Annotated in this window: 24 protein-coding genes; 12 read left to right on the top strand and 12 right to left on the bottom strand. The window is 72.7% G+C overall.

The window, feature by feature from the left end; all coding sequences use genetic code 11:
• The first annotated feature begins 74 nt into the window (after positions 1 to 74).
• The 3 genes from ACF09K_RS16315 to ACF09K_RS16305 all read left to right on the top strand — a co-directional run bounded on the left by ACF09K_RS16315 (position 75) and on the right by ACF09K_RS16305 (position 2496).
• Positions 75 to 1163, top strand: a complete 1089-nt coding sequence (locus ACF09K_RS16315; RefSeq protein WP_392244066.1) for an ABC transporter permease — start codon at positions 75 to 77, stop codon at positions 1161 to 1163.
• Positions 1160 to 1843 (top strand): ABC transporter ATP-binding protein, encoded by a 684-nt coding sequence (locus ACF09K_RS16310; RefSeq protein ID WP_392244064.1) that lies wholly within the window; start codon positions 1160 to 1162, stop codon positions 1841 to 1843. Before ACF09K_RS16315 ends, ACF09K_RS16310 begins: the two co-directional genes overlap by 4 nt.
• Positions 1844 to 1935: 92 nt before the next feature.
• The gene (locus ACF09K_RS16305; RefSeq protein WP_392244063.1) at positions 1936 to 2496 is read left to right on the top strand and encodes an SMI1/KNR4 family protein; all 561 of its coding nucleotides are present in this window, start codon (positions 1936 to 1938) and stop codon (positions 2494 to 2496) included.
• Between the two features lie 49 nt (positions 2497 to 2545).
• On the opposite strand, the gene ACF09K_RS16300 is transcribed toward ACF09K_RS16305, so the two are convergent.
• Both ACF09K_RS16300 and ACF09K_RS16295 read right to left on the bottom strand, forming a co-directional pair.
• Positions 2546 to 2827, bottom strand: a complete 282-nt coding sequence (locus ACF09K_RS16300; RefSeq protein ID WP_392244061.1) for an SHOCT domain-containing protein — start codon at positions 2825 to 2827, stop codon at positions 2546 to 2548.
• A 40-nt stretch (positions 2828 to 2867) separates the two neighbouring features.
• On the bottom strand, positions 2868 to 3245 hold the full coding sequence (locus ACF09K_RS16295; protein ID WP_392244528.1) for a DUF6325 family protein: 378 nt from the start codon (positions 3243 to 3245) through the stop codon (positions 2868 to 2870).
• Positions 3246 to 3463: 218 nt separating this feature from the next.
• Between ACF09K_RS16295 and ACF09K_RS16290 the strand changes: the two genes are divergently transcribed.
• Both ACF09K_RS16290 and ACF09K_RS16285 read left to right on the top strand, forming a co-directional pair.
• A complete protein-coding gene (locus ACF09K_RS16290) occupies positions 3464 to 4867 on the top strand; it encodes a hypothetical protein (RefSeq protein WP_392244059.1) in 1404 nt (467 codons plus the stop codon).
• Positions 4868 to 5128: 261 nt separating this feature from the next.
• Positions 5129 to 6544: a DUF2252 domain-containing protein gene (locus ACF09K_RS16285; protein ID WP_392244058.1), complete on the top strand. Its 1416-nt coding sequence runs from the start codon at positions 5129 to 5131 to the stop codon at positions 6542 to 6544.
• Between the two features lie 32 nt (positions 6545 to 6576).
• Here ACF09K_RS16285 and ACF09K_RS16280 read toward each other — a convergent pair whose 3' ends face one another.
• Complete coding sequence (locus ACF09K_RS16280; RefSeq protein WP_392244056.1) at positions 6577 to 7317, bottom strand: VOC family protein; 741 nt, start codon at positions 7315 to 7317, stop codon at positions 6577 to 6579.
• Positions 7318 to 7541: 224 nt separating this feature from the next.
• On the bottom strand, positions 7542 to 8027 hold the full coding sequence (locus ACF09K_RS16275) for a DUF427 domain-containing protein (RefSeq protein WP_392244055.1): 486 nt from the start codon (positions 8025 to 8027) through the stop codon (positions 7542 to 7544).
• 367 nt (positions 8028 to 8394) lie between these two features.
• Here ACF09K_RS16275 and ACF09K_RS16270 point away from each other — a divergent pair, with 367 nt between their 5' ends.
• Positions 8395 to 8829 (top strand): VOC family protein, encoded by a 435-nt coding sequence (locus ACF09K_RS16270; RefSeq protein WP_392244053.1) that lies wholly within the window; start codon positions 8395 to 8397, stop codon positions 8827 to 8829.
• Positions 8830 to 8979: 150 nt separating this feature from the next.
• On the opposite strand, the gene ACF09K_RS16265 is transcribed toward ACF09K_RS16270, so the two are convergent.
• Together ACF09K_RS16265 and ACF09K_RS16260 are read right to left on the bottom strand one after the other, a co-directional pair.
• Positions 8980 to 10698 carry a VanW family protein gene (locus ACF09K_RS16265; RefSeq protein WP_392244051.1) on the bottom strand — a complete coding sequence of 573 codons (1719 nt, stop codon included), beginning with the start codon at positions 10696 to 10698 and terminating at the stop codon, positions 8980 to 8982.
• 332 nt (positions 10699 to 11030) lie between these two features.
• Complete coding sequence (locus ACF09K_RS16260; protein ID WP_392244050.1) at positions 11031 to 11294, bottom strand: hypothetical protein; 264 nt, start codon at positions 11292 to 11294, stop codon at positions 11031 to 11033.
• 780 nt (positions 11295 to 12074) lie between these two features.
• Between ACF09K_RS16260 and ACF09K_RS16255 the strand changes: the two genes are divergently transcribed.
• The 3 genes from ACF09K_RS16255 (at position 12075) to ACF09K_RS16245 (ending at position 14877) form a co-directional block, all read left to right on the top strand.
• On the top strand, positions 12075 to 12731 hold the full coding sequence (locus tag ACF09K_RS16255) for a hypothetical protein (RefSeq protein ID WP_392244048.1): 657 nt from the start codon (positions 12075 to 12077) through the stop codon (positions 12729 to 12731).
• 326 nt (positions 12732 to 13057) lie between these two features.
• A complete protein-coding gene (locus ACF09K_RS16250) occupies positions 13058 to 14029 on the top strand; it encodes an ABC transporter ATP-binding protein (RefSeq protein ID WP_392244046.1) in 972 nt (323 codons plus the stop codon).
• Complete coding sequence (locus ACF09K_RS16245; protein WP_392244045.1) at positions 14026 to 14877, top strand: ABC transporter permease; 852 nt, start codon at positions 14026 to 14028, stop codon at positions 14875 to 14877. Before ACF09K_RS16250 ends, ACF09K_RS16245 begins: the two co-directional genes overlap by 4 nt.
• 210 nt (positions 14878 to 15087) lie before the next feature.
• Here the strand turns inward: ACF09K_RS16245 and ACF09K_RS16240 are convergent, their stop codons facing one another.
• Positions 15088 to 15318 carry a hypothetical protein gene (locus ACF09K_RS16240; RefSeq protein WP_392244043.1) on the bottom strand — a complete coding sequence of 77 codons (231 nt, stop codon included), beginning with the start codon at positions 15316 to 15318 and terminating at the stop codon, positions 15088 to 15090.
• Between the two features lie 177 nt (positions 15319 to 15495).
• Between ACF09K_RS16240 and ACF09K_RS16235 the strand changes: the two genes are divergently transcribed.
• Positions 15496 to 16107, top strand: a complete 612-nt coding sequence (locus tag ACF09K_RS16235) for a DUF6461 domain-containing protein (protein ID WP_392244041.1) — start codon at positions 15496 to 15498, stop codon at positions 16105 to 16107.
• Positions 16108 to 16433: 326 nt separating this feature from the next.
• Here the strand turns inward: ACF09K_RS16235 and ACF09K_RS16230 are convergent, their stop codons facing one another.
• Positions 16434 to 18263 carry a cholesterol oxidase substrate-binding domain-containing protein gene (locus tag ACF09K_RS16230; protein ID WP_392244039.1) on the bottom strand — a complete coding sequence of 610 codons (1830 nt, stop codon included), beginning with the start codon at positions 18261 to 18263 and terminating at the stop codon, positions 16434 to 16436.
• A gap of 192 nt (positions 18264 to 18455) precedes the next feature.
• Between ACF09K_RS16230 and ACF09K_RS16225 the strand changes: the two genes are divergently transcribed.
• A complete protein-coding gene (locus ACF09K_RS16225) occupies positions 18456 to 18815 on the top strand; it encodes a hypothetical protein (protein WP_392244037.1) in 360 nt (119 codons plus the stop codon).
• Positions 18816 to 19100: 285 nt separating this feature from the next.
• Here ACF09K_RS16225 and ACF09K_RS16220 read toward each other — a convergent pair whose 3' ends face one another.
• From ACF09K_RS16220 to ACF09K_RS16205, 4 genes are all read right to left on the bottom strand, one after another.
• Positions 19101 to 20210, bottom strand: a complete 1110-nt coding sequence (locus ACF09K_RS16220) for a hypothetical protein (protein ID WP_392244035.1) — start codon at positions 20208 to 20210, stop codon at positions 19101 to 19103.
• Between the two features lie 188 nt (positions 20211 to 20398).
• Positions 20399 to 21397 carry an endonuclease/exonuclease/phosphatase family protein gene (locus tag ACF09K_RS16215; RefSeq protein ID WP_392244033.1) on the bottom strand — a complete coding sequence of 333 codons (999 nt, stop codon included), beginning with the start codon at positions 21395 to 21397 and terminating at the stop codon, positions 20399 to 20401.
• A gap of 179 nt (positions 21398 to 21576) precedes the next feature.
• Positions 21577 to 23526 (bottom strand): hypothetical protein, encoded by a 1950-nt coding sequence (locus ACF09K_RS16210; RefSeq protein ID WP_392244031.1) that lies wholly within the window; start codon positions 23524 to 23526, stop codon positions 21577 to 21579.
• 288 nt (positions 23527 to 23814) lie between these two features.
• The gene (locus tag ACF09K_RS16205; RefSeq protein WP_392244526.1) at positions 23815 to 25011 is read right to left on the bottom strand and encodes a cytochrome P450; all 1197 of its coding nucleotides are present in this window, start codon (positions 25009 to 25011) and stop codon (positions 23815 to 23817) included.
• A gap of 192 nt (positions 25012 to 25203) precedes the next feature.
• Between ACF09K_RS16205 and ACF09K_RS16200 the strand changes: the two genes are divergently transcribed.
• Complete coding sequence (locus tag ACF09K_RS16200; RefSeq protein WP_392244029.1) at positions 25204 to 26655, top strand: WGR domain-containing protein; 1452 nt, start codon at positions 25204 to 25206, stop codon at positions 26653 to 26655.

The following is a 26655-nucleotide window of genomic DNA, read 5'->3' as shown; positions in this document are numbered from 1 at the left end:
GGACGCGCGCGCGGGGGGCCGGCGGCCAGGGTGGAGACACACCGCCCGCGCCGCGAGAGAGGACGGACGACGCCGTGTTCGTCGCCTGGAGAGACCTGAGGTTCGCCAAGGGGCGCTTCGCCCTGATGGGAACCGTCATCGTACTGATCACCCTGTTGGTCGGACTGCTGTCCGGGCTGACCGCCGGTCTGGGCCGGCAGAACACCTCCGCGATCACGTCCCTGCCCGCGGACAGGATCGCCTTCCGGGCTCCCGCCGACGGACAGGACCTGTCGTACTCCGACTCCACCGTCACCGAGGAGCAGTGGCGGCGGTGGTCCGAGGCGCCCGGGGTGGAGAGCGCCGAACCGCTGGGCATCACCACCACCAAGGCCGTCGCCGGGGGCCGGAGCACCGGCGTCTCCGCGTTCGGCGTCGCACGCGGCTCCCGCCTCGCCCCGGCGAGCGACGAGATCGACGACGCGTCGGTGGTGCTGTCCACCACGGCCGCCGACGCCCTCGGCGTCGGGGCCGGCGACCTGCTCACCCTGGCCGGCCGGGAGCTGAGGGTGGCCGCCGTGCGGGGCGACGCCCACTTCAGCCACATCCCGGTGATCTGGACCAGCCTGCCCACCTGGCAGCGGACCGCGCCGCCCACCGGAACCGGCGACGGCCCGACCGCCACCGTCATCGCCCTGCGCACCGACTCCCGGGCCGATGTGGCGGCCACGGACGAGCAGGCCGGCACCAGGACCGTCTCCCTCGACGACTCACTGACCGCGATCGGCTCCTACGCCTCCGAGAACGGTTCCCTGCAACTGATGCGCGGCTTCCTGTTCGCCATCTCCGCCCTCGTCGTCGGCGCCTTCTTCACCGTGTGGACGATCCAGCGCAGCGGCGACGTCGCCGTCCTCAAGGCCCTGGGCGCCTCGACCGCCGGCCTCCTCCAGGACGCCCTCGGCCAGGCCGTCGTCCTGCTCACGGGCGGCACCCTGCTCGGCACCGGCCTCGCCGCCGCCCTGGGGGCGCTCGTCGCCGGATCGGCCGTGCCGTTCCTCCTCAGCCCCGCCACCGTCCTCCTCCCGGCCGCCGTGACGATCCTCCTCGGCGCGCTCGGGGCCGCGCTGTCCGTCCGGCGCATCACCTCCGTCGACCCGCTGACCGCCCTGGGGAGCGCCCGATGAGCCTCGACCTGACCGACGTCACCCTCACCTACGCCGACGGCGACACCCGGCTGACCGCTCTCGACCGGGTCAGCCTGGAGGTTCCCCGGGGCACCCTGACCGCCGTGGTCGGCCCCTCCGGCTCCGGCAAGTCCAGCCTCCTGGCCGTCGCCGCCACCCTCGTCACGCCCGACGCCGGCACCGTCACCGTCGACGGCACCCCCACCACCGGCCTGAGCCGCGGCGAACTCGCCGCCCTGCGCCGCCGCAGGATCGGCATCGTCTTCCAGCAGCCCCACCTCATCGCCTCCCTCACCGCCGTCGAACAGCTCCAGGTCATCGCCCGGATCGACGGCCGCAAGCCCCGCACCGTCCGCGACCGGGCCATGGAACTCCTGGACGCGGTCGGCCTGGCCGGCCAGGCGCACCGACGCCCCCACCAGCTCTCCGGCGGCCAGCGCCAGCGCGTCAACATCGCCCGCGCCCTCATGAACGACCCCACCGTGCTCCTGGTCGACGAACCCACCAGCGCCCTCGACCACGAACGCGGCGCCGCCGTCATCGACCTGATCACCCGCCTCACCCACCAGCGGGCCACCGCCACCGTCCTGGTCACCCACGACCCCGCCCACCTCGCCTCCGTCGACAAGGTCGCCGAAGTGCGCGACGGCAGGCTCACCCTCCCGGCGGCAGCCGGCTGAGCCGTGGAGAAGGACGCCGGCGCGCGTACGCCGCCGTCCGACGTGAGGACGGGGCGGACCGGGGACCACCCGCCCACCGCTACGGTCGGCGGATGGGAACCTGGGACGCGGACGGCGTACGCGCGCGGATCCGCGCGATGGCGGCGCGGGACCCGGGGCACAGGCGCTTCGGGGCGGACACGCACCGGTACGCGCTGGCCCCGCGGCTGCCGGAGGCGGAGATACGGAAGTTCGAGGAATGCCACGGCGTCGGTCTGCCGGGGGAGTACCGGTCCTTCGTCGCGGAGGTGGGTGACGGCCCCGCGGGACCGTGCCACGGGCTGATGCCGTTGATCCTCCCCCGCCCGCAGCCCGGCGAGGCCGGCGAGGAGTGGGCCGTGGACGACGAGTGGGAGGAGGACCGGCAGCCGGGGCGACTCGCCGGGGCGTTCCCGCTCACCGGTCCCCGGCCCGTCCGCATCGGCCCGGCGGCCGATGCGCTCACCCGGGGCACGCTCATGCTGGCCGAACAGGGGTGCGGCATCGGCGTCCGGCTGGTCCTGAACGGCCCGTCGGCCGGGCAGGTCTGGCAGATCGACCCGGACTGGGGCGGCTTCGTGCCGGTGAGCCCCGACTTCCGCACCTGGTACACCGACTGGCTGGAGAGCCCGTAGACCCGCGCCCCGTCGCGCTCGCGTGCCCACGCGAGCGCGGCGCGGTGCGTCACGCCTCCAGGAGCCTGCGCTTCTGCTCCTCGAACTCGGCCTCCGTGAGCACCCCTTGGGCTTTGAGGTCACCGAGCTGCTTCAGCTGCTCGATCTTGCTCGTCATGTCCGTCGCCGGCGGCTGCGCCGGCGGTTCGGCGTAGGCCGGCGGTGGCGTCGTCCCGTACCCCTGCTGCGCCGCCCAGCGCCCCTGCTGACGTCGTGACACGCGGTTCGACACGGCGGTGGCCGTTCCGGCGACGACGGCGGTGCGGGCCACCCCGCGGATGAGTCCTGGCACGACCGGCTCCCTTCAGTGCGTCGGTCACCTCGGTCGCGGTTCAGCGAGCGGCCTCGGTCTCGTCGAGGGCGGCGGCGAGGGCCTGGACGGGAATGCGCCCGGAGGCGACCAGCCTGGCTCCGCCGCGGCGCAGGGCGGCGGCGAAGGGGGCGGCCCACACGTTCTCGTAGACCAGGATGCCGGCGGAACAGCCGGGCTCCAGCGCCGTGGCCGCCTCCTCGATGTCGTCCCGGCCCAGCAGCCCTGAGGACGCGCCCTCGAAGACGGCCAGGTCGAGTCGGCCGTCGCCGGTGAGGTCGGCGATCTCCATCGCCGTCACGGACCCGTCGTCGTCCTTCCTGACGAAGGTCATATCCATGATCCGGATGATTCCGCGGTCCACCAGGTCGACCAGGAGGGGAAGACCCTCGCCGGTCATGCGGTTCCCGGGAAACTCGACGACCAGGTAGTCGATGGGGCCCACTTCGTCGACATCCTCGCTCACGGCGTCACCTCCGAGGTTCGCGGCTGCCCCCGGGCGCTCCCCGCCCACCCCCATTGCAGCATCACCCACCTGGCCCCGCACCTCGGTACGCCGGTCACCCGTCTGGTTCGCCCAGGTCGCACGTCACGCACCGGATGGTTCTGCTGAGGGCCATGAGCGACAGCGGTGACGAACGGCTCTCGGCAGCGGAGCGCGGCGAACTGGGCGAGCTGCGCCGCCGCGTCAGGGCGTTGGAATCCGCCGGGCCTCCCGGGGCCCACCGGCACCATCCGCTGCGCTCGCTCGGCTCGGCCCTGCTGATCCTCGTCGCGGCCCTGCTGTCGCTGCTGTCCGTCGTGGCGGTGTGGGCGAACAGCATCGTGCAGGACACGGACCGTTACGTCGCCACCGTCGGGCCGCTGGCCGGCGATCCCGACGTGCAGAAGGCGGTCACCAACCGGGTCACCGACGCCGTGCTGGCCCAGGTCGACGTGGACGCGCTGGTCAAACAGCTCACCGACGCGGCCGCGCAGCAGGGGGTCCCGCCACGGCTGGCCGAGTTGCTGGGCGATCTCGACGGCCCGATCGAGAACGGGCTCAGGCAACTGGTCGGCAGCACCGTGGAGCGGGTGGTCACCAGCGACGCCTTCGAGACCGTGTGGGTCGACGCCAACCGCAGGGCGCACTCGGCGCTCGACAAGGCCCTGACCGGGCAGGCCGACGGACCGGTCGAACTGAAGAACGACCAGGTCGTCATCGACCTGGGACCGATCGTCGCCGAGGTCAAGGACCGGCTGGTCGCCGCCGGCTTCTCGCCCGCCGCGAAGATCCCGGACGTCCACACCGACTTCGTGGTGTTCGCGTCGCAGGACATCGGCGAGATCAGGACCTACGTCCGCGTGCTGGAGATCCTCGGCGGCTGGCTGCCCCTCATCGCCCTGCTGGTCGCCGCCGCCGGGGTGTACGTGGCGTTCAACCGCCGGCACGCGCTGATCGGGGCCGGGCTGGCGGTGTTCGCGGCCATGCTGGTTCTCGGCATCGCCCTCACCGTGACCCGGGACGTCTACCTCGACCGTCTGCCCTCCGGTGTGTCCCAGGCGGCCGCGGGATCCGTGTACGACGCGCTGGTCAGATTCCTGCGGGCCGGCGTGCGCGCCCTCGCCGCGGCCGCCCTCTTCACCGCCCTGGGGGCCTTCCTGGCCGGGCCGTCCCGGATCGCCGTCCTCACGCGGACCGGCTGCCGCAGGAGCATCGGCGCCCTGCGCGGCACGGCGATCTCGGCGGGGCTGCGTCTCGGTCCGGTCGGACGGTTCGTCCACCGCTTCAAGCGCTGGATCGGGGTGGCCGTCCTGGTCGTCGCGGCGATCGTCCTGTTCACCTGGTCCTACCCGACCACGGCGGTCGTGGTGTGGACGGCGGTGCTCACCCTGGTGGGCTTCGCGATCCGCGAGTTCCTGGACGACGACCACGCCGGCCCGTCCACCGGCCCCGGGGGCCCGCCCGTCGACCACGCCGGCCCGTCCCCCGGCTCCGGGGGCTCGTCCACCGGCCCCGGGGGACGTCCCGCCGCCCTGTGACCCGGCTCGCAGGGTGCCCCCTTTCGGGGATACGTTGAGTGCGAGAGCCCCGAGAGCCCCGAGAGCCCCGAGAGCCGGCCGGGCAGGCGGCGCCGGTCCTTCGGTACGGCGGGCCGGCGTCCGCCGCGGACGCCGGGCGCGGAGTCCGCCCGGAGAATCCGTCCCGGCGGTCCGCCGGGACCTGGCACCCCCCGGCGGCAGCGCGCGCCCCGCCCCCGCCACAGCCCCGCCCGGAGCCGACCTCGCACGGGAGTCACCGCCATGACCGAGAGCCACCTGGACGCACACGCGGCGCACCGCACCCCGCAGGAGCGAGCCGCGCTCGGCAGGGCGGCGCGGGCCACCGCACCCCGCTCCAGCCACGCGGAGTTCGTGCCGGAGCGGAAACGGCCCGACCCGTTGGAGATCATCGAACGGCAGTCGGCCACCCGGCTGCCCGACCTGGTGCCCGTCCGCTACGGAAGGATGTCCGAGTCGCCGTTCCGGTTCTACCGGGGGGCCGCCGCCATCATGGCGTCGGACCTCGCGGGCACGCCGACGACGGGGTTGCGGACCCAGCTGTGCGGCGACGCGCACATGTTGAACTTCCGGCTGCTGGCGTCGCCCGAGCGCCGCCTCATGTTCGACATCAACGACTTCGACGAGACGCTGCCGGGCCCCTGGGAGTGGGACGTCAAGCGCCTGGCCGCCAGCCTCGTCATCGCAGGCCGCGCGAACGGCTTCAGCACCAAGGAGCGGGCCGCGATCGTACGGGCCACCGTGCGGTCCTACCGCGAGAGCATGCGGTCCTTCGCCGGGACCGGCAACCTGGCCGTGTGGTACGCCCAGTTCGACGTGGACTGGGTGCGGGCCCGGTTCGGTGCGGACCTGTCCGCGCGGGGCCGCGAACGCTGGGGGCAGGCCGTGACCAAGGCCCGTTCGCGCGACACCCTCCAGGCCTTCGCCAAGCTCACCCGCGTCGTCGACGGCAGGCGCCGCATCACTCCCGATCCCCCGCTCGTCACCCCGCTCGAGGACCTGCTGCCGGACGACCGCCGCAGCCGGCTGGAGGAGCAGATCAGCCGCCTGATCGAGCGTTACGGCAGGACTCTCCCCTCGGACCGCCGGTTCCTGCTGGAGCAGTACCGGGTGGCCGACATGGCGCGCAAGGTCGTCGGGGTCGGCAGCGTGGGCACCCGGTGCTGGATCGTGCTGCTGCTGGGGCGCGACGAGGAGGACCCGCTGTTCCTCCAGGCCAAGGAGGCCGACGAGTCGGTGCTGGCACCCCACGTCGGTGACACCGGGTACCCGACGCAGGGGGAGCGGGTCGTCTCCGGGCAGCGGCTGATGCAGGCCACCAGCGACATCTTCCTGGGCTGGGAGCGGGTCGAGGGGATCGACGGCCGTCAGCGCGACTTCTACGTACGGCAGTTGCGGGACTGGAAGGGGGTCGCGGTGGCCGAGGACATGGTGCCGCGGGGCATGCGGACGTTCGGCGCCCTGTGCGGCGCGACACTCGCCCGCGCGCACGCCAGGTCCGGTGACCGCATCGCCATCGCCGCGTACCTGGGCGGCGGCGACTCCTTCGACCGGGCCCTGGTGACGTTCGCCGAGCAGTACGCCGACCAGAACGAGCGGGACCACCGGGCCCTCGTGGACGCCGTCGGCGCGGGACGGCTGCCCGCCGTGGCGGCCTGAGGAGCCGCCGGCGGTTCGGCGGGGGCCGTGCGTCAGGACGGGGCCAGGACGCAGAACTCGTGACCTTCCGGGTCGCTCAGGCAGGTCCAGGGGACGTCGCCCTGGCCGAGGTCGAGGTCGGTGGCGCCCAGGGCACGCAGCCGGGCCACCTCCGCCGCCTTGTCGTCACCGGGGTGGGGCAGCAGGTCGAGGTGGACGCGGTCCGGTACGGTCTTCGCACCCGGCGTGCGCAGGAACTCCAGGTAGGGGCCGACCCCCTCCGCCGCACGCAGCACCGCGTGCTCGTCGCTCACCTCGTGCAGCGTCCAGTCAATCGCCGCGCCCCAGAAACGGGCCATGGCCCGCGGATCCACGCAGTCGACCACCACCGCGGCGATCGGCCCGGTGTCCCGGTAGACCTCCCGCGGCTCCAGCACACAGAACTCGTTGCCCTCCGGATCGGCCAGGACCGTCCACGGCACCTCACCCTGCCCCACGTCCACGGGCCTCGCCCCGAGCCCCGTCAACCGCGCCACCAACTCCGCCCGATGACCCTCGGAAGCGGTCGCCAGATCCAGATGCACCCGGTTCTTCACCGCCGTCCCCGGCTCCGGGACGGGAACGACGTCGATGCCGATGCCGACCGGGTCCGGCCAGACGAGGCCCCCGCCGGGACCGACGTAGGTGGTCACGCCGGGGTGGTAGGCATGCCAGCCGAGGGCCTCCGCCCAGAACCGGCCGACCGCCGAGCTGTCGACCGCCTTGATGTTCACCTGTACAGGTCGCAGTGCCACGTGCCGATCCTATGCACTCGCTCTGTGAGGACGTCCACCGCGCAGGAGGACCCGGCGGACGACGAGTGGGCACTGCCGAAGCCGGCGCTGCCGCCATGACACGTCCGCATCCGGGCCGATGCCGATGCTGCCGACGCCGACGCCGACGCCGACGCCGACGCCGACACCGAGGGCGAGTACGGGTGCGGGACGGCCGGGCGGGGACACGGGGCGACGTGCCCCCCTCACCACGTGAGCGTTCCGGGTGCTCCCTTGAAGGGACCGCGCACGTCCTGGGTGATCCAGCCGCCGTAGAAGTCGCCGTCCTGCGCCCGCACCTCCTCGCCCTCGACCGTGCAGCGGTCCACCCGGCTCGGGTAGAAGGCGAAGCAGTCCGTGATCGGTCCGTAGGCGGGAGCGGGCCGGGGGTAGCTCCAGGCAGCTCGCCCGCGCACGTCGTCACCCACCACCACGTCCCAGTACCGCGCCTCGCCCTTCCACTCGCACCAGGTGCCGCCGGAGGCAGGGCGCAGCAGGTCGAGACGCACGTCCGCGGCGGGGACGTAGAACACCGGTGGGTGACTGGTCTCCAGCACGCGGACCGCTCTCCCGGTGTCCGCGACGAGCAGCCCGCCGCACTCGACGCGCACGCGGCGGGCGTCCTCCCGCACGGCGGGCGGCCGGGGGTAGTCCCAGACGGACTCGGGCTGCGGGGGTGGGGAAGCGGACATGAGGACCTCGTGGTGTGCGGCACGGTGCGGTGTCGGTCGGAGGTGGTTCGTCGGCGCGGCCCCTGCCGGATGCACCCGGCCCGCACACGGGTGGTGCGCGGGCCCGTGAGGAGGGCGCGTCCGGTCGCCGGCGATCCGCCTCCGGACCGCCCTCGGCCTTCGCGTACGGCGCACCCGGGCCACGTTCTCCGCGATGGCCGGGGCGTCCGGTGCCGCGTACCCGTTCGATTGCTCAGTCGCCCGGTGCGCCGTACCCAGACGGTGGACGGGGCGGCGGACGGTGGTCGCAGCCGAGGGCCGTCCTCCCGCCAACCTGCCTGTGCGAAAAGGAAATTGAGCAGCCGAGTCGCCCTGTTACGGTGGGCCGATGGCATCGATCAAGCAGTTCCAAGTGACTTTCGACTGCGCGGAACCCGAGCGCGTCGCTCGCTTCTGGTGCGAGGTACTGGGATACGTCGTCCCCTCGCCACCGAAGGGGTTCGACACCTGGGACGATTACAACCGCTCGCTGCCGCCTGCGGATCGGGATGCGTGGTTCGCCTGCGCCGATCCCTCCGGTGTGGGGCCGCGGCTGTTCTTCCAGCGCGTCCCCGAGGGCAAAACCGTCAAGAATCGCCTGCACCTCGGCGTGCGGGTCGGCACCGGACTCGTGGGCGAGGAGCGCCTGGCCGTCCTCGAGGCCGAATGCGCACGGCTGGTCGCACTCGGCGCGGTGCGCCTGCGACTCCTGCTCGCCGACGAGGACAACGAGTCGTGCCTCGTGATGCAGGACGTCGAGGGCAACGAGTTCTGTCTCGACTGAGCGTCCCGCCTGATCGCGGCGCGCTCGGGGGCACCAGGGGGCGGTACCGCCGTCGTCGACGACGCGTGGTGACGCCGGCGGGATCACGTCCTGCACCCGCCCGGTCCCGTCTCTCCCGTGCACACCGGCGTCGTCGACGCTGCCCGGTCCTTACTCGCAGGTGATCTCGTCGCGCGGGGTGTAGTGGGTGCGGAAAGGCTCCCTCCTCACTTCCCGGCCGTCGTCGCTGAAGACCCGCGCGACGGTGACGTCGAAGCCCTCGAGCGGGGTCTGCGGCACGCAGCTCTCGGCGGTGCTCACCTTCTTCGCCGGCTGCTGCACGTGGGTGCGCGGCCCCTTGACGGACGTGATCGCGTCGTACTTCCTCGTGCCGAGGAAGGTGATGGTGACCGAGGTGTCGGTGGACTCGGCCTGGATGTAGACGGCCTTGCCGGAGTCGTTGGTGAACCTCAGGTCGAGGCTGCCCCAGGCGACCGTCGCCTCGCGGCCCTCGGGGTAGCGCTCGATGTAGAAGGAGTGGGCGCCGTGCTCGACGGGCTTGACGCCGGCGAAGAACATCGCGTTGAAGACGGTCGTGGCCACCGCGGAGACCCCGCCGCCGGGCGCCTTGGTGTACCGGTCGTCGAGGATCATGATGCCCTCGACGAAACCGTTGGCCTCGGTGCGCTCGCCGACGGTCCGGTTGAAGCTCCAGGTCTCGTTCGGCATGACGACGGAGCCGTTGATGAGCTCCACGGCCCGGCCGATGTTCGTCGTGCGGTAGGCGGCCGGTTCGAAGTCGACGGTGAAGGAGGACATCTTCTCGGTCAGCCCCAGACGTGCCGCGTTCTCGCGGGTGACCTCCGGCTGGACCTGCCGCGTGGCCACCTTGCCGGTGCGGGCGGTGCCCGACCGGGTGAGCAGGGGCAGGACGGCCTTGCCCAGGGCCTTGTCGGTGACCTCCACGGCCGGTGTGGCGTCGGCGGTCACCACGGCCTTGTCGCCCTCGAGCCCCAGCCGCGCGTTCCGGGGGGTGGTGGGCAGGCCCTTCAGGGCGCCGCTCACCTCGGGGGCGGCGCGCAGGCCCGCGCTGTCGAGTTCCGGGGTGAGTCCGCCGGCGTCGTCCGGCCGCATCGTCAGGTACTCGCCCAGCACGGCCGGGGTGATCGTCAACCGCTTGCCGCCCGCGGTGAGGGTGACCGGTGCCGACATCGCGGGCCGCGCGAACTCGCGCACCGCCCGTCGTATCCCTTCCGCCGTGACGTCCGGCCTGGTCTCGCGCACGGGCAGCACCGTGACCGAGTCGGCCGCGCCGCGCAGGAAGGGAGCGCGCAGAGCGCCGATCGCGGCGTCCGTGTCCAGCGCGTACCCGGTCCGCGGGGCGACCTGCTCGACACGCCCTCCGGCGAAGGAGACGGCGCCGTCGCGGACCTTCTGGTCGAGGGTCTCGGCCAGCTTCCCGACGGCGGCACGGGCCTTGTCCTCGTCGATCCGCACGACCGGCTCGAGGTCACCGCCCGAGCGGAACAGCCCGCCGATCGCACTGACCGGATCGGCGCCGGTGGACGCCGCCCGGTCAAGGGTTCCCCGGATGTCGAAGGTGAGCCCCGCCTGCCGCGGATCGACCGTGCCCGTGCGGTCGCCGACCCGCACGGTCAGCTTCCGCGGGCCGGCCGTCACCAGGTGCTGCTCCAGCTTCCGGGTGGCTTCCTCGCGGCTCAGCCCTCCGATGTCCACGCCGCGCACCGTCGTGCCCGCCTCGATCTCACCGCCGGTGAGCAGCAGCGCGGCGAGGTACAGGCCGCCTGTGCCGATGGCCAGCGCGCCGCCCGCCAGGGCGACGGGCCGGGGAGGAGCCGTACAGAGGGCGGAGAGTACTCGGGGACGCACAGGTCTCCTGAACGATCGACGGGACGCGCGCCCGGTGCCGCGGCACCGGATGCGGGAGCAGTCGATCAGGCTACGCACAACCGCCGGTCAAACGGTATATCTCAGGTCACACCGGGCGTTCTGGTGCGGAGGTCCGAGTGAGGAGCGCGACGGCCCCCGGCAGGCTCACCGCCCAGGACCTCCGGTGGGAGTACCTGCCCCGGGAGCTGTGCCCCGGCTCGGGCGCGACCTGCCGGCGGCGCCCTGGCGGCCAGGTACCCGGAACGTGATCGGCTCGAAGACCACCGTCCCGCCCGGTCGGCCGACACGACAGGGCCGGGGACCGCCCCGCCCTACCAGATCAGGCACCAGTAGTGCCCGTAGTGGCCGATGCCGATACGGCCGCCTTGCGGGACCAGGCTCGGGTCCGGCCGCCCCACGGCCGCCATCGAGCACGCCGGGTCGCCGACCGTCCCCGCCGCCGCCATCCGCCGAGCGGCGGCCACCGCTGTCGTGGACGTGTACCACGTGGTGGCCGGCTCGCTGCCGCCGCGCGTCGGTGTCGGCGTCACCGGCCGGGGGAGGGGGGTGGCGGCGGAGGCGGACGGTACGGGCATCGACGACCTCGACGGCCCCACCGGTGCCGGTGTCGTCACGGTCCGCGGGGGCCGGGCCGAGGGTGTGGGCGCCACGGGCCGGGTGTGGGGCGGGCTCGCTTCCCGTGTCCGACCGGCGGACGCGTCCGCCGTTGCCGTCGCTCCTGCCGTCGTCCGGTGGGACGTGGGCTGGTGTGCGGACGGCTGCCGCTGCCCGGTTCCGTCCGTCGCTGTCGCCCGCTCGTCGGGCGGTTCGACCGGACGGGTACGGCCCGCCCCCGTCGGCGCGGTCGGGCGCGGGCTCGCGGGCGTCGATCCGGTCGGGTGCGGGGTCGCGGGTGTCGATCCGGTCGGGTGCGGGGTCGCGGGTGTCGATCCGGTCGGGTGCGGGGTCGCGGGTGTCGATCCGGTCGGGCGCGATTCCCTCGCTGTCGGCGGTGGCGTGCTCGGCGTCTCGGGCTTGGGCCTCCAGGTCGGTGGGGGGCTCGGCGTCGGCAGGGACAGGTCGGTCGAGGAGGAAGGCTCCGGACGAGGGGTGTCGTTGTCCTGCGCCACCAGGGCCCATACGCCGACACCGCCGAGGGCGAGCACGACGGCACCGCCCGCGATCCACGGAGCCCGTCGGTGCGTACGTCGGTGACGGTTCATGGTTCTTACTGTCCTATGGGTCCGTGCGGGACGCTCGTCGCCCGGTGAGCCCCGAGGACCGGACCGTCCGAAGGGTGTTCACCGCGCCGGTTGCGCGGGCCGACCCTGACGACGACCTGAACCGGGTCGTCTCCGTCGCGGTACGGTGCTGTCATGTCTCGATCAGTCGAAACCGGATCGGTCCCGTCTCCCGTCACCGCGGACGACGTCGGCCTCGCCGTGCGGCTCGCCGCGGGCCTCCTTCGGGACGCACCCCCGAAGGGGTGGGGCGGCAAGGCCGGTTCGCTGGAGTGGGACTGCTGGGAGACCGTCGAGCACCTCGCCAACGACCTGTTGTACTACGCCGTGCAGCTGGGGCCGCAGAGCCCGCCCCTGGACACCCATGTGCCTTTCGCGCTGAGCCGGAAGAGGCCGGACGCACCCATGGTCTTCGTCCACGCGGAGCGCGATGCGGGTCCGGCCGGCCTGGTGCAGGTGCTGGAGGCGTGCGGCGCGCTGCTGGTCGCCATGGTCCGTACGACGCCTGCCCGGGTCCGCGCCCACCACGCCGCCGGGGTGTCGGACCCCGAGGGCTTCGCGGCGCTGGGGCTGCAGGAGACGCTGGTGCACACGCACGATGTGGCGGAAGGCTTCGGGCTCGCCTGGACCCCGCCCTCCGCTCTCTGCTCGCGGGTGCTCGCCCGGCTGTTTCCGGAGGCTCCGGGCGGTGCCGATCCCTGGCTCACCCTGTTGTGGGCCACCGGCCGCGCCGAACTGCCGGGGCACCCTCGTCTCACCACGTGGCGCTCGGACAGCACGCCGCGGTCGTAGGAGCGGATCGGCTTCAGCGCGGCCAGGCTGATGACCGTGCCCTCACCGCGGCGAGGGCGCACCGGGCCACCCGTCCCGACCGGCACCCCGGTGGACCTGCGCGGTCACGGCACCGGTGCTCCGACCGGGAACGTTCGCCGGGGCGGTGGAACGGGAGGAGACACCTGAACCGTTCGGTAATGTGTTCGTCCGGGAGGGCCCGAGCGACCGCTGCCGGGTGGCAACGGCAGCCACCGCCGCAGACACATCCCGTGACCACGGACGTCGGCACGGCCTCCGGCTCCTGATCCCGGAAGACGGACCACGAGAGGGACGGGGGAACAGCGATGGCGACCGCTCACGCCTTATCCGGAAGTGGGGGAAGCCCACCGCCGGAGAACGACACGGTCATCGACGTACGGGATCTGCGGATGAGCTACCGCGGCCAGGACGTGTTGAAGGGTGTCGGCTTCACGGCCCGGCGGGGCGAAGTCGTCCTGCTGCTCGGCCCGAACGGCGCGGGCAAGACGACCACGATCGAGGTCTTGGAAGGCTTCCGGATACGTTCGGCCGGCGACGTGACCGTCCTCGGCGTCGATCCGGCCCGCGGGGACGAGCGGTGGCGTGCGCGCCTGGGCATCGTGCTGCAGTCCTGGCGCGACCACGGCAAGTGGCGGGTGCGGGAACTGCTGGCCCATCTCGGCTCGTACTACGCGCCGTACTCCACGGCCCTCGTGCGGCGGCCGTGGGACGTCGACGAGCTCCTCGCCGCCGTCGGGCTGACCGGACAGGCGGACAAGCGGGTCGGAACCCTGTCCGGTGGGCAGCGCAGGCGTTTCGACGTGGCCGTCGGCATCGTGGGCCGGCCCGAGGTGCTGTTCTTGGACGAGCCGACGGCGGGTCTGGACCCGGAGGCGAGGAACGAGTTCCACGGCCTGGTACGCGGGCTGGCGGACGAGGACACCACCGTTCTGCTGACCACGCACGACCTTGCCGAGGCGGAGAGGCTCGCCGACCGGATCCTGATCCTGGCCGGTGGCCGGATCGTGGCCGATGGTTCGGCCGGGGAACTGTCGCGCCGGGCATCGGCCGAGGCCACGGTGCGCTGGACGCGGGACGGGCGGCCCTTCGAGGAGGCGACGGCCGAGCCCACCCGGTTCGTCCGCCGGCTGTTCGAGGAGCACGGCGACGCGATCGGCGGGCTGGAGGTACGCCGGGCGAGCCTGGAGGACATCTACTTGACGATGGTGCGGGAGCTCGAGGCGGGGAGCGTTCCCGATGAGCGGACGGCGCACGCTTTCGGGGAGGGATCGCGATGAGTCCGGTGTGGTACGCGGCGGTGGTGGGAGTGCGGCGCGGCTGGACGGAACTTCGGCAGACTCTCACCACCGGCCAGGACGTTTTCGGTTACGTGCTCTGGACGGTTCTGCTCGTCGTGCCCCTGTTCCTGGTCAGGGACGATCCGCTGAAGGGCGCCGGCATCTCGGCCGGCGCGTTCATGTTGCCGAGCATGCTGGGGATGACGCTCGCGTTCACCGGGATGATGACCACGGCGCAGTTGCTCGCGACCGAGCGCGAGGACGGCACCCTGCTGCGGGCCAAGGCCGTGCCGCACGGCATGGTCGGCCACCTGGTCGGCAAGATCGTCATGGTGTCGGGGACGGCTCTCGTCTCCATGGCCCTTCCCTTCGCCGTCGGTGTGTTCCTGGTGGACGGGGTCGCCCGGCAGGGCGGTGGAGCGTTGCTGACGCTGGTGTGGGTGGTGCCGCTGGGTCTCCTGTCGACCCTGCCGATGGGCGCTGTCGTCGGCTCACTCGTCGACAGTCCGCGCACCGTCGGGTTGCTGATGCTCCCGGTGATGGGGCTCGTCGTGATCTCCGGCGTCTACTTCCCCCTGTCGAAGCTGCCCGAGTGGCTGCAGACCGTCGGGCAGCTCTTCCCCGTGTACTGGCTCGGCCTCGGTCTGCGCTCGGCGCTGCTGCCGGCCGACGCGGTCGCCGCCGAGATCGGCGCATCCTGGCGGCATCTGGAGACAGCGGGCGTACTGGGCGCCTGGGCGGTCGCCGGACTGCTCCTCGCGCCATCCGTCCTGCGCAGGATGGCGCGCCGCGAGTCCGGAGCCACGATGGCGGAACGGCACCGGAAAGCGATGCAGCGGGTGGGCTAGAGGGGTGTTCCGAAAGCGGCGTCGTCTGCCCGAAGGGCAGACGGGACCTTCACCACACCCCTGAGCGCACGAGACCACCGTCCCTGACCGGCAAAGACCCGACTCGCCGAGCTCCATGGCGAGAAGACCTGTCCTCTGCGGTGTGAGGCGTCCTCGTCCAGCGACGCACGTCACGTGACCGTCAGGCGAGTGCCAAGCAGCAGGGGTGAGTCATCGTCGCCGCCGAAGTGTCCGGCGCGGTTCTCTGGCAGGGACGATTTCCGGCGTCCGGGGGCGGGACGCCCTCTTCCAACTGCCCCAAGCGCCCCACGAGAACAGGGCACTGGCGGCCAGGCCACGGATGACGTCGGGGGCGTCGTTCCCCTTTGCGGCGCCGAGCAGGCCGCCGATGGCGGCGACGACGAGTGACAGCGAAAGGAAGGACCAGATCACGATCTTCATGTCGGGGAACGCTATCCGGCCCGCACCGGCCCTCGGGACACGGGGGAGCGGCACCCCGCCTCGGGAGCAGCCCGCCGTACCGTGCTCGGACGTCCGGTCACGGCCGGCCGGTCACGCTCCGCCGCGCGGTAACCTGCCGCAGCCGGAAGCACAGTCGGCAGAGTAGGGGGAGACGCCGTGGTGTGGGACGAACTCGTCGCCCGGTACGCGTGGGCCGACACCGACGAGGTGGCTTCCCATACCGCCTCCGTGGTCACCGGCAGGACCGAGGAGGAGGTGATCAGAGCCTTCGGCGGCGATCCGGTGAGTTCCAGGGACATGACGTTCGACGAGGCCGCCGACGAGCAGGCCGAGCATCTCTACGAGAATCACCACCTCCTCCAGGTCCTCGGATTCGGGCAGCATGTCGTCACCGTCGAGTGCGGCTACCACGGAAGCATCCCGGAGATCGCTCGACGCGCGTCGGTCGGCGGCGAGTTCTTCAGCGTCTACAGCAGCGTCAACGCCCGTTACCAGGTGATGCACGCGGTGGACGGGCGGGTCGACGGCGCCTTCGACCCGTTCGAGAGGGAAGACGCGGACCGGATGGATCCCGAACCGCAGCTACCCGGTTGGGCACGAGGGGCGACCTTTCACCTGGGCTCCATCGGGGCCGCGTCCTTCGCACTGATGGAGCGCACCATGGACGTGGTGTTCGACCCGGTGTGGCTCGAGATCCCGCTCCGCACCTTCCTGCTGCCGGCACCCGCGGTGCTTTTCGGCGACTCCGAGGCGGCCTGGCAGACGTGACCGCCGGCAGGCTCCCCGCAAGGGCGGACGTCTCGGCTGACGAGCCGTCGGAGTGGACAGCCTGACCGTGGACCTTGACGGTTCAGGGAGGGTCTCCAGCCGCGACCTGCTCCACGAGGACCGTGCGACCGGCCGTCCTTCCGGGTTCCGCCCGGCGTGTGCCTCTCACGTCCTGGAGGGCGACCGCCTCTCGCACCGCCAACCGTCTGCGAGCCCGCCGCACGGGCGGCTTCCCCGGGCCGCGACGGCCGCCGGACGCCGGCGCATCCCCGCTGACGTCGCGGACGCGACCCCGGTGCGCCGGGAAGGGCTGGAGGCGTGCCCGTTCAGCGCAGCAGCGCGTCGAGGAACGGGGTGGACAGCACGTGGTGGGGGTCGAGCCGGTCGAGGATCGTCACCGCGTCGTCCCAGCCCGGGCCGCCGCCGGCGCGGTGGCCGGCGGGAACGACGCGGGTGAGGACGTCCGGGTCGGACCACGCGGCGGTGTCGCTGTAGGCCCAGCCCTTGGACCACTCCACGCGAACCGTCGCCCGCTCCCCGTCCAGGGACAGCAGGAACTGCTCGATGTCGCGGTAGAAGCGGTGCAGGGCGGGCGTGGTGGGCAGGGAGAGGACGTCGATCCACACGGCGGTGTCGAGGTCCGGCCGGTCGGGACGCGGCCGCACGGCGGACAGCAGCGGCGGCCGCGCGCCGGGGACGCCGGACACGGACGGGTCTTCCAGACCGGTCACCCGGATCTCCACCTGACCGTTGACCGGGTACTCGCCGCGCGCCGCGTACCGGGCGAGCAGCGTGCGGTAGAAGTCGGCGAACCGGCTGACCACCCACTGCAGATCGGCGCGGCGGGTGAGGACGGCGTAGCCGTCGGCGGTCTCGCGCAGCGTGGTGGGCCGGACGTACTGCAGCAGGTTGCGGGAGGCGCCCCACAGGTCCGAGCGCAGGCCGCCCGCCAGCAGGTGGGTGAGCACGTCGCCGGTCAGCACGTCCCGCACGAGGGTTCCCGAGAGCAGGACGTCGGTGATGTCGCCCGTCAGCGCGACCTTGGCCAGCAGGTACTGGACCCGCCCGAAGAGCGGCGCGCTCGCCCACGAGCCGGCGACCAGGTCCCCGGCCAGCCGGGCCACCGGTTCGGGGAGGGAGTCGGAGAAGGGGTAGTTGTAGGGCCCGTCGACCGCGCGGGCGGCGAGCGGCCGGTTCGGGGAGACGCTCCAGACCTTCAGCCAGGGGTGGTCGGTGAAGGCGAACCAGATCGCCTCCACCCGGCCGGTGCGGTCCACGAAGTCCGCCAGGGTCCGCGTGCCCGCCGGGGCGCCGGGCGCGGCGAACAGTTCGGTGGCGGGGATGTCCAGGAAGGACTGGCAGCGCAGGTTGTGGTCGGCACCCACCCGCAGGACGGCCTCGGTGACGAACGAGCGGCCGAGGTGGGCGAGGAGCGCGGCGCAGTCGGGTTCGGCCCGGCCGACGGTTCGCAGGACGTAGCCGCCGGCGCCGGCGTCCCAGACGACCGCGGTCAGTTCGGTGACCAGGTTGCTCAGCGAGCCGTAGCCGTGGCCGGACGGCGGGTCCTCGCCGACGGCGGGGGCGGCCGTGCCGTGTGCACCGACGGCGAGCGCGCCGCCGACCGAGAGGTCGCCGGGCGCCGGCGCGGAGGTGACTCCGTACCCGCCGGCGCCGGCGAACGCGAGCAGCGCCTCCAGCGAGACGCCGGTCTGGACCCGCACGTGGGCCGACCCGTCGGCGGCCCGCTGCTCCAGCGACATCGCGGTGAGGTGCGCGGTGGTGTCCAGCAGGACGACCCGGGCCGCGGCGGATGTGCCGTCGGCCACCGTCAGGGGCGCCCAGCCGTGCCGCTGTCCTTGCGCGCGGACCGTCCAGCCGGCGGTGTGGGCCCAGTTGACGACGTCGAGGACCTCCTGAGGGCTGCGCGGCGCGCACGTCCACAGGTGATCGGTACGGATCTCGCCCGCCCAGTTCTCGTAGACGCGCTGAAAGACGTCGAGCCCGGCGGGAAAACCCGGCGGTGGCGAGGCCGCGTGGGCGCTGCCCGGCCGGACCAGCCCGCGCAGCAGCCAGATCCCGCCGCCCGCGGCGGCCGACGCCGCGAGCAGCCTGCGCCGCGACATCCCGCCGCCCTGTTCCGAAGGACCGTCCGTCATCTCCGCACCCCTCCCCCTGGCCCGCTCCGGTCCGGCCCTGCCGGCCGGTGGAGGACGCACGTTACCCAGCAACGGGGGCGGTGTGGTCATGTGTTCGGTCGATTCACGTGAACGAGTGAACGTCCTGCGGCTCCCGCCGGGTTCACGAACGGGAGGGCAGGGCATCCGGATGCCGAAGGGGAAGGTGGTGTCATGCATCTGGCACGTGGATCCGTGGGGGATCCCGGCGACTGGCTCTGGGCGCTGGCCGCGCTCGCGCTGTACGCCCTGATCAGTTACGGACTGGACTACCGCACGCGGGTCAGACGCGGCTCGCGGCATCCGGGCCGCGACGCCCTGCGCGACCTCAAGGACCGCGAGGAGCCGCAGCGGCCGCGCCACCGCGTCGTGAGCCGTCTGATCATGCTCGGCGGAGGCGCGCTCACCGGCCTCGTCGCGTACCTGACCTCCGGAGGCGTGCGCGTCGCGGCCGTGGCCCTCACCGCCGCGGTCGCGGTGACCCTGTGGGCGTACTACGACCACCGCACCGAGACGGTCTCCGCCGGCGGATGAGGTGTGCGCCGGCGGAGACCTCACCCGCCGGCCCCATCCGTTGCCGCCGCCTCGGCTCCGCCCGCCGCCCGCTGCCTCGACCCCGCCCGCCGTCCGGCGGACGCCGCCCCGCGCTGGACGCGGCCGAGCCGGCCGGAACTGCCGCGCCGGGGTTGCGAGATCCCGTCGCCGGCCGCCGTCCTCACCCCGGAGCGCCAACGCCGAAAACACTGAAAACACCGACCGGCCACGGGAGATCGGGGCGGGGCGCTCGCCCCGCCCCTGCCCGTCCGGCGTGAGGCGTGCCTACGCCGCGTCCTCGAGGAAGGCCTCCTCTTCCGTCATCGCGGCACCGAACCCGCCCAGAACCTCGTCGATGCTCAGCTCGGTGGCGCCGGCCGGGGCCGTGGGTGCCTGGCCCTCGCTCATCCGCACCACCAGGCCCAGCTTCTCGACCTCGGCGTTCTCGGCCAGCTCGGCGAGGTCGACGGAGACCTCGGTCAGCTCGCCGTCCTCGAGCGTGAAGTCAGCCGTGACCTCGGTGTCGGGGGCGTCCTCGAGGTCCTTGTCCGTGGGCAGTTCCATGCCCGGCGGCAAGTTCTTCGCGAGCGGACGGATCTCGCCGAGGAACTTCGTGATCAGCGTACGGAACGGAGCGGTGGCGGTGATGTGCTCGGAGCCGTCCTTGCCGTCGGCCGTCTTGAAGTCGACCTCGCGGGCGATGGTCCTGCGCAGCGCCTCCAGCAGGCGCTTCTGCGTCCTGGCGTCGAGGGTGGGCTCCGGAGCCGGCTCCGCACCGGGCTCCGCTCCCATCTCGGCGGCGGTCTTCTCCATCTCCTTGGTGTCGATCTTCACCCACTCGCCCTCGAGCACCTTCTTGAGCCCGTTCGCCTCCGGGGGCAGGTCCTTCAGCGACGGGACGGGGAAGCCCATCGCCTTGCCGAGGGTGTCCACGTCGGAGCGGAGGTAGGTGTAGTCGCCGATGACCCGGTACTCGGTGAGGTCACCGTCCTTGCTGCTGATCTTCAGTGCCATGCCGACGTAGTCCTTCTCTCCGGACTCCCCGATCGGCTTCCTCGACTGCACGGTGACAGTGATCTTCGCGCCACTGAACAGGTCGGCGATCTCGTCGGGCATCTCCTCGCCGGGTTCCGGGTCCGACGAGGCGTCCAGCGCCTTCAGACTCCGGGCGTCGGTGTCGAGATCGAGTTCGAAGGAGATCTGCTTCTCCTTGGCGAGATCCTCGAAGGCCTCGTCGAGTTTCCTCCCGGCGGAGAGCTGCTCCACGGTGCCGCAGGCGGCCGAACCCGCCAGGACGGCGCCGACGACTGCGGCGGCGGTCAGGGACTTGCGTATGGCGGTGATGATGGTCTCCTCGTCAGTGCGATCACAACGTGACCACTGACGAAGACTCATGACGCCGCCGCATGGTTGTGTCCCGCGCGAGCGACGTCCGACAGCCCTTGCGGACGCACGGGTTCGGCCTGGCGGCGAGGCCGCCCCATCGGTCACACGCCTCACCAGCCACGGCGCATCCGCCACGGCACACCCGCCACCGAAGAGCACGGACCCGACGGGAGGAGAACCGTGCCGAGTCGGCGGGGTCAGTCGAAGTCGAAGGTGGCCACGACGGGGGCGTGGTCGGACTCCGGGTACTTGTCGTCCGTGGCGAAGGCGAGGGAGTCGTCGTGGAGGACTTCGTTGTGGATCTCCGAGCCGCGGTAGTGGGCCAGGAGGTTGCGGGTCACGAGCATGTGGTCGAGCATCTGGCCGCGGCCGTGGTGGAAGAGGGTGTAGCGGGCTCCGCCGGGGATGGTGTGTTCGATGGGGACCAGGACCCGGGTGGCGAGGTCGCCGTTGTTGGTGTCCTCGATGTTGCCGCAGATCGCCAGGACCGGGACTTCGGCGGGTTCGGCGTTGAAGTCGCCGGCGACGACGACGTACGCGTCCGGATCGGCGTCGAGGATCTGGTCGACCAGGCGCCTGACCTCCAGGGCCTGGCTCATGCGTTTCATGGACGACAGGAAGCTGCCCTCGGCCCAGGCGTCGGCGGTGCGCCAGACGCCCTTCTGCGCGTCGACCACCTGGCCGGGCACCGGAGTGGGGATCTTGGACTTCAGGTGCACGGTGATGACGTGCAGCAGCCGGCCGGGTGCGGCGTGGTCGACGTCGATCTGCGCGTGCAGGACGGGCCGCTCGATGCCGATGGAGACCGGCTCGCTGTCCGGGGGCACGGCGGTCAGCCGTTGGTAGCGGGGCTCGGCGACCAGTTCGTTCTTCAGCTGCTGGTGCTTGAGGACCGGAAGATGGGTGGCGATGACGAGGTTGCGCTGGTCGAAGACCGCGTCGTCCTCGGGTTTGGTACTGGTCAGGGAAGCCCCGTCCAGGTTGGTTCCCGCGAGCAGTTCCTTGAGCGCCAGCAGCGCGCGGGGCTGACCGGGGCGCTCCTGGCCGTGGACTTCCTGGAAGCAGGCGATGTCGGCACGCAGCCGCCTGATCTGCGGTTTCATGAGCGTGATGCGTTGTGCCAGGGACGGACGCGCGGTGGGCGCCGTCTCGTCGAAGTTCTCCAGGTTGAACGTGGCGATCCGGATCTGTGTCACAGGTGCCTCCAGGACTCGTCATGGCTCGATCGCCCCGCGTGACGAAGCCGGTCACGCAGGGCGAGAGGCGTCTCGGTGCTTCGCCTTCACCCTTCGTCGTCGAAGCCGTCGGGCATCCCGGCCGACGCCGCCGGCGTCCGCGACTCGCCGACGCCACCACAGGCCGGGGCGCACGGGTCTCACCCGGGGGACAGCGTCGTCTCCGCCGCCGTACTGCTGAATCCGTTGGTCGTCGTGATGCGCAGCCGGATGTCGTTCCCGGGCGGGAACTGACCGCGGTCGAGCTGGACCACGGGCTCCTTGAGCCCGACGCCCAGGGTCTGCCAGGTGCGGCCGCCGTCCACGCTGACCTGTGCGGAGTAGGAGAGGTCGGGGCCGGGGTCCCGGTCGAACTCCAGGGTCATGCCGAGCATGCCGTCATCGGCGCCCGCGTGGCGCGCGGCCCGCAGCGCGGGCGGGCTGCCGCCCGGCCGGAAGGTGTCCATCACCTGGCCGTCCACGACGAGTTCGACGGCCTCCGGAGCGGGACCGGAGGGTGTCACCACGTCGATCAGCCCGGTCCGGTCCGCGCCAGGCTCCGGTTCCGAGGTCAGCTTCACCGGCACCTGGAGCTCCCGCGGCGGTGACCCCCCGGACTGCAGGATCCGCAGCACGGCCGTCGGGACCTGCCCGCCGTCCGCCGCTTCCGGCGGCGCCGCCAGCCCGGCCGGCGGACCGGGAAGGACGGCCGGCGGACCGGGAAGGACGGCCGGCCGGTCCACCGGGTTGACGAACCGGATGCTGCCCTCGTGGCGGGTCAGGTTCACCGTCCCGACGACACTGACGAGTTGCTCGGGCGCGCCCTCCGGACCGGGGCCGGCCGCCTCCCGTGTGCCGGGGCCGGTCGACGTCACCCTGGTCACGGTGCGCGTGGGGTACCGGTCGTCGGGACGCCCGCCGCCGCCGTGGAGTCCGGCCACGACCGCGGCGTCGAACAGCGGTGCCGGCGGGGCCGCGGGGGCCGGCTCGGAGACCGGGCCGGTGCCCGACACGAGGGCGTCCTCGGCGAGCAGGCGGCGCCGTACGCCCTCGTAGGTGTAGGAGCTGGGCCACTGGAAGGCGCAGTACGTCATCACGTCGTGCCACCGTTCCCCCGGCAGGGCCCTCATCGGCAGGCCCAGGGCCGCGTCACCGACGTCGAAACCGGCGAACGCGTGGGTCTCGTCGCCGAGCTGGCCGTTCTTGAAGGGGTAGTTCAGCAGGTCGTCGTGGCTCTCCCCGCAGAAGCCGGGGTGTCTGCGGCCCAGGGTGTGGCCCAGTTCGTGGGCGCCGTACCAGTCGCCGTACGCGCCGTCGAAGTCCCAGCCGAAGTCGGCGGGGCCGGTCGGCCCCGACGCCACGGTGGTGGGGTCCGGCAGCGCCGGTACGCCCGAGGCGGCACCGCGCATGAAGAAGCCGCTGTCGGCGACCATCCCGTAGTAGTGCGTGCGCTGGTCGCCGCCGGCGCTCATGTCGAGCGCCCGCAGGGCGGCGAGTTGGGCGTTGACGTCCTCGTAGCCGAACTCCGGCGGGACGACCGCGTCGACGACCGCGCGCGTGCTGATGACCTCGGCCACCGGATAGGCGCGTCCCAGCCAGGACACCAGCGCCCGGTAGTCCTTCTCCCGCGGGGCGCGGACGGTGGCCGGGCTGCCGAAGGGGTAGCGCACCCCCAGGACGCGCAGGCGCAGCGGAGGCCCGGCCTTGAACCAGACCGTGGGCCCGGCGGGACCGGTGAGCGGCAGCGGACTCGCGCCGACCGCGTCGACGACGTGCACCGCCGTGATGCTGAGCGGGCCTTCGGCGGTCAGCCGGCTCGGCAGCAGGAAGTTCAGACTGAGTCCGGCGTCCCCGCGGCACGCGGCGAGGTCGTGGGGCCGGGCCGGATCGAGGGTGATCGCGTTGACGGAGGTGATCGTGTCGGCCGGTTCCGCCGGGGAGCGGCGGACGGCGATGGCACCCCGCACGGAGACCGCCGGGCCGGAGGTGCCCCTGAGGTACAACCGTACGACGGTGGTCTTTCCCGCGATCAGGGTCACCGAGTGGTTGAGGTCCTGCACGGCTTGGGTGATCTCCGCCGCGTCCAGAACGCAATGTGACTGCGAAGTCATGATCGACTCCCGGAGCGGGTGGTGTGCCCCTCCCCTGGAACGGGTGGTTCGCCCTCTGTCCACTCTAGTCGCGGGACCCCCGGCCCGCGCGTTTCCGCCGTGCGGGCCTCCGCGCGACGGCGTCGGGGATGGGACGCACACGACTCGTGGAGCGATGCACCGGTGCGCACCGGCCGTACGTCTCCCCACGCCGGCGGACGAGCAGGCGATGCGCGCCCGAAGGACGGACCGCGCCGTTCATAGTGGCCCCGTCCCTCCGGCCGGGGGAGACGGGGCGCGGTGGGCCGGTCACCCGGTGAAACGCACCGGCAGGCTGCGCGGGCCGCGGATCATCATCCCCGGCCGCCAGACGATCGCCTCCGGACGGATGTCCAGGGCCAGGTCGGGGCAGCGCTCCAGCAGCGACCGGACGGCGATCCGCGCCTCCAGGCGGGCCAGCGGAGCTCCCAGGCAGTGGTGGATGCCGTGGCCGAACGCCACATGGCCGCGGGCGTCGCGGGAGATGTCGAAGCGGTCGGGCGAGGGGAAGCGGGCGGGGTCGCGGTCGGCGTCGGCCATGGCGATCAGGACGAGTTCGCCGCCACCCGGGACGACCGTGCCGCCGATCGTCACCGGCTCGGTGGTGAAGCGGAACGTGGGGGTCTCCACCGGGCCGTCGTAGCGGAGCATCTCCTCGACCGCGGTGTCGACCGAGGAGAGGTCCGCGCGCAGGGCGGCCAGTTGCCGCGGGTGGGTGAGCAGGGCGAGGACGCCGTTGGAGATGAGGTTCACCGTGGTCTCGTGACCGGCCACGAGCAGGAGCCAGGCCATGCCCAGGAGTTCCTCGCGGGACAGCCGGTCCCCGTCCTCGTCGCGGCCGTGGATCAGCGCACTCATGAGGTCGTCACCGGGTTGTCTCCGCTTGTCCTCCACCAGTTCCGCCAGGTACCGCGCCATCGCGGCCGCCGCCGCCCCGCGCTCCGCGGGATCGGTGGCGCCGAGGGCGTCGTTCGACCAGGTCCTGAAGGACTCGCGGTCCAGGCCCGGTACGCCGAGCAGTTCGCAGATCACGGACATCGGCAACGGGAAGGACAGCGCCTCGACGAGGTCGGCGCGTCCGTCGGGAGCGGCGAGCATCCGGTCCAGCAGCGCGTCGGTGGTCCGCTGGATGCCCGGAGCGAGTTCCTCCACCCGGCGCGCGGTGAACTCCCGCGCGACCAGCCTGCGCAGCCGCGTGTGGTCCGGCGGGTCGGCCCTGAGCATGTGGGGCCCGGAGGAGATGGCGCCCAGGGGGAGGGAGGGGGACGCCTTGCCCCAGTCCTTCGAGAGCCGGGGGTCGGCGAGCGCGGCACGCCCGGCCTCGTACCCGACGACGAGCCAGGCCTCCGCACCGCCTTCCGGCATCCGGACGCGGTGCACCGCGCCCCGGGCCCGTAAGCCGGCGTAGACCGGATAGGGGTCGCGGGTGAAGGACTCACCCAGCGCGGCGAGGTCGACGACGTCCATGGCACTGCCTTTCGTCGCTGCGGTGGTACTCACGGCGTGGAGAGTGACCCACGGCGCGACGGCGCGCGTCAAGCACGTGTGCGGGGCCTGCCGGGGTCCTCGGCGCGGGGTGGTTGTCAGTGGCTCCCCCTACGGTGTGAGCAGTGAGACCCGCTGGAAAGGCCACGGGTCCGCTGTGGGGAGGGGTGTGCCATGTCTGCCGGGTCCGCGGGGTCGACGACGTATCTGGAGTTGTCGCAGGAGGATGGCGGTGCGCACAAGTTCTACGAAGTGGCCGTCGACGGGCAGGTGGTGACGGTGCGCTACGGGCGGATCGGTGCCGGCGGGCAGACCCAGATGACGACGTTCCCCACGGCGGAGAAAGCGCGCGCCGCGGCCGCGAAGAAGGTCGGCGAGAAGGTCCGCAGGGGATACGCCCCGGCCGTTCCGGGGCAGCGCGCCCCGCGCTCGGTGACCCGGCGTCAGGTCGCCTCGGCCCCGTCCACCGCGCGCGCCGTCGCCCCCGTGCTGTGGCGGTTCGCCACCGGCTCCTCGGCGTTCGGCATCCACGTCGACGGTGAGCACTGCTGGGTCGGCAACCAGGCGGGCGACGTCTACACCCTGGACCACGACGGCAACACGCTGGCCCGCTTCAGCCTGCCGGACGGCGTGAAGTGCCTGGTCGCCGACGACTTCTGGATCTACGCCGGCTGTGACGACGGCAAGGTGTACGACCTGTCCTCCAAGCTGCCCTTCGCCGCCTACGACATCGCGGCGGACGTCGACATCTTCTGGCTCGACATCCACGAGGGCGTCCTGGACGTCTCCGACCGCGACGGCCGGCTCACCGTCATCGACCACGAGGACGAGCACCAGTGGTCCCGACGCAGCCAGGGCGAGCACGCCTGGATGGTCCGCGCCGACGACCGGGCCGTCTACCACGGCCACCACCGGGGCGTCACGGCCTACGCGCCGGACGGCGGCGGGGAACTGTGGCACACGCCCACCCGGGGCGGTGTCCTGTTCGGCTGGCAGGAGGACGACGTCGTGTACGCGGGCACCGCCCACAAGGTGGTCCAGCGGCTGTCGAAGCGGACCGGCACGATCGAGGCCACGTACGCGTGCGACAGCGCGGTGTACTCGTGCGCCACCTCGCCCGGCGGGCAGTTCGTCTTCGCGGGCGACGCGGCGTCGTCCGTCTACTGCTTCGACCAGGACGGCACGCGCCTGTGGAAGCTCGGCACCGGCGGTGGTTCCGCCCTGTCGATGCAGTACCACGACGAGCGGCTGTACCTGGTGACCACGGACGGTTCGCTGGTGTGCGTCGACGCGAGCGGGGCGGCCGTCTCCGCGGCCCAGCAGGGTACGGTGCCGGTGGCGCGGGACGTCAAGCTCGCCGCGGCCCTGCCGACCTACGAGCCGGCCACGGCCGCGGCCGCGGTGACCACCGTCGCCCAGGCGCCGGCGGGGGCGGTCGTCGTGGAGTGCGTCAGCGAGGCGGGACGCATCCGGGTGCACGTGGTGTCCGAGGGCTACGATCCGGCACTGAACGTCCAGTTCCCGCGCGCGATACGGGAGCCCGGAGCACGCTACGTCGTGGACGCCCTGCACACGGCGGCAGGCGGCTTCTACCGGGTCCGCGGCGACATCCGACGGCTGCTGTGA

The organism is Streptomyces sp. NPDC014882 (assembly GCF_043081325.1).
Classification (GTDB): Bacteria; Actinomycetota; Actinomycetes; order Streptomycetales; family Streptomycetaceae; genus Streptomyces.
This window is presented reverse-complemented; position numbering and strand designations above follow the sequence as displayed.

Coding starts and splice junctions, on each gene's coding strand:
- ACF09K_RS16310 (WP_392244064.1), top strand. CDS start 1,160: ATGAGCCTCGACCTGACCGACGTCACCCTCACCTACGCCGACGGCGAC.
- ACF09K_RS16305 (WP_392244063.1), top strand. CDS start 1,936: ATGGGAACCTGGGACGCGGACGGCGTACGCGCGCGGATCCGCGCGATG.
- ACF09K_RS16295 (WP_392244528.1), bottom strand. CDS start 3,245: ATGACCGGCGAGGGTCTTCCCCTCCTGGTCGACCTGGTGGACCGCGGA.
- ACF09K_RS16290 (WP_392244059.1), top strand. CDS start 3,464: ATGAGCGACAGCGGTGACGAACGGCTCTCGGCAGCGGAGCGCGGCGAA.
- ACF09K_RS16285 (WP_392244058.1), top strand. CDS start 5,129: ATGACCGAGAGCCACCTGGACGCACACGCGGCGCACCGCACCCCGCAG.
- ACF09K_RS16275 (WP_392244055.1), bottom strand. CDS start 8,027: ATGTCCGCTTCCCCACCCCCGCAGCCCGAGTCCGTCTGGGACTACCCC.
- ACF09K_RS16270 (WP_392244053.1), top strand. CDS start 8,395: ATGGCATCGATCAAGCAGTTCCAAGTGACTTTCGACTGCGCGGAACCC.
- ACF09K_RS16260 (WP_392244050.1), bottom strand. CDS start 11,294: ATGCCCGTACCGTCCGCCTCCGCCGCCACCCCCCTCCCCCGGCCGGTG.
- ACF09K_RS16255 (WP_392244048.1), top strand. CDS start 12,075: ATGTCTCGATCAGTCGAAACCGGATCGGTCCCGTCTCCCGTCACCGCG.
- ACF09K_RS16250 (WP_392244046.1), top strand. CDS start 13,058: ATGGCGACCGCTCACGCCTTATCCGGAAGTGGGGGAAGCCCACCGCCG.
- ACF09K_RS16245 (WP_392244045.1), top strand. CDS start 14,026: ATGAGTCCGGTGTGGTACGCGGCGGTGGTGGGAGTGCGGCGCGGCTGG.
- ACF09K_RS16240 (WP_392244043.1), bottom strand. CDS start 15,318: ATGAAGATCGTGATCTGGTCCTTCCTTTCGCTGTCACTCGTCGTCGCC.
- ACF09K_RS16230 (WP_392244039.1), bottom strand. CDS start 18,263: ATGACGGACGGTCCTTCGGAACAGGGCGGCGGGATGTCGCGGCGCAGG.
- ACF09K_RS16225 (WP_392244037.1), top strand. CDS start 18,456: ATGCATCTGGCACGTGGATCCGTGGGGGATCCCGGCGACTGGCTCTGG.
- ACF09K_RS16220 (WP_392244035.1), bottom strand. CDS start 20,210: ATGAGTCTTCGTCAGTGGTCACGTTGTGATCGCACTGACGAGGAGACC.
- ACF09K_RS16210 (WP_392244031.1), bottom strand. CDS start 23,526: ATGACTTCGCAGTCACATTGCGTTCTGGACGCGGCGGAGATCACCCAA.
- ACF09K_RS16205 (WP_392244526.1), bottom strand. CDS start 25,011: ATGGACGTCGTCGACCTCGCCGCGCTGGGTGAGTCCTTCACCCGCGAC.
- ACF09K_RS16200 (WP_392244029.1), top strand. CDS start 25,204: ATGTCTGCCGGGTCCGCGGGGTCGACGACGTATCTGGAGTTGTCGCAG.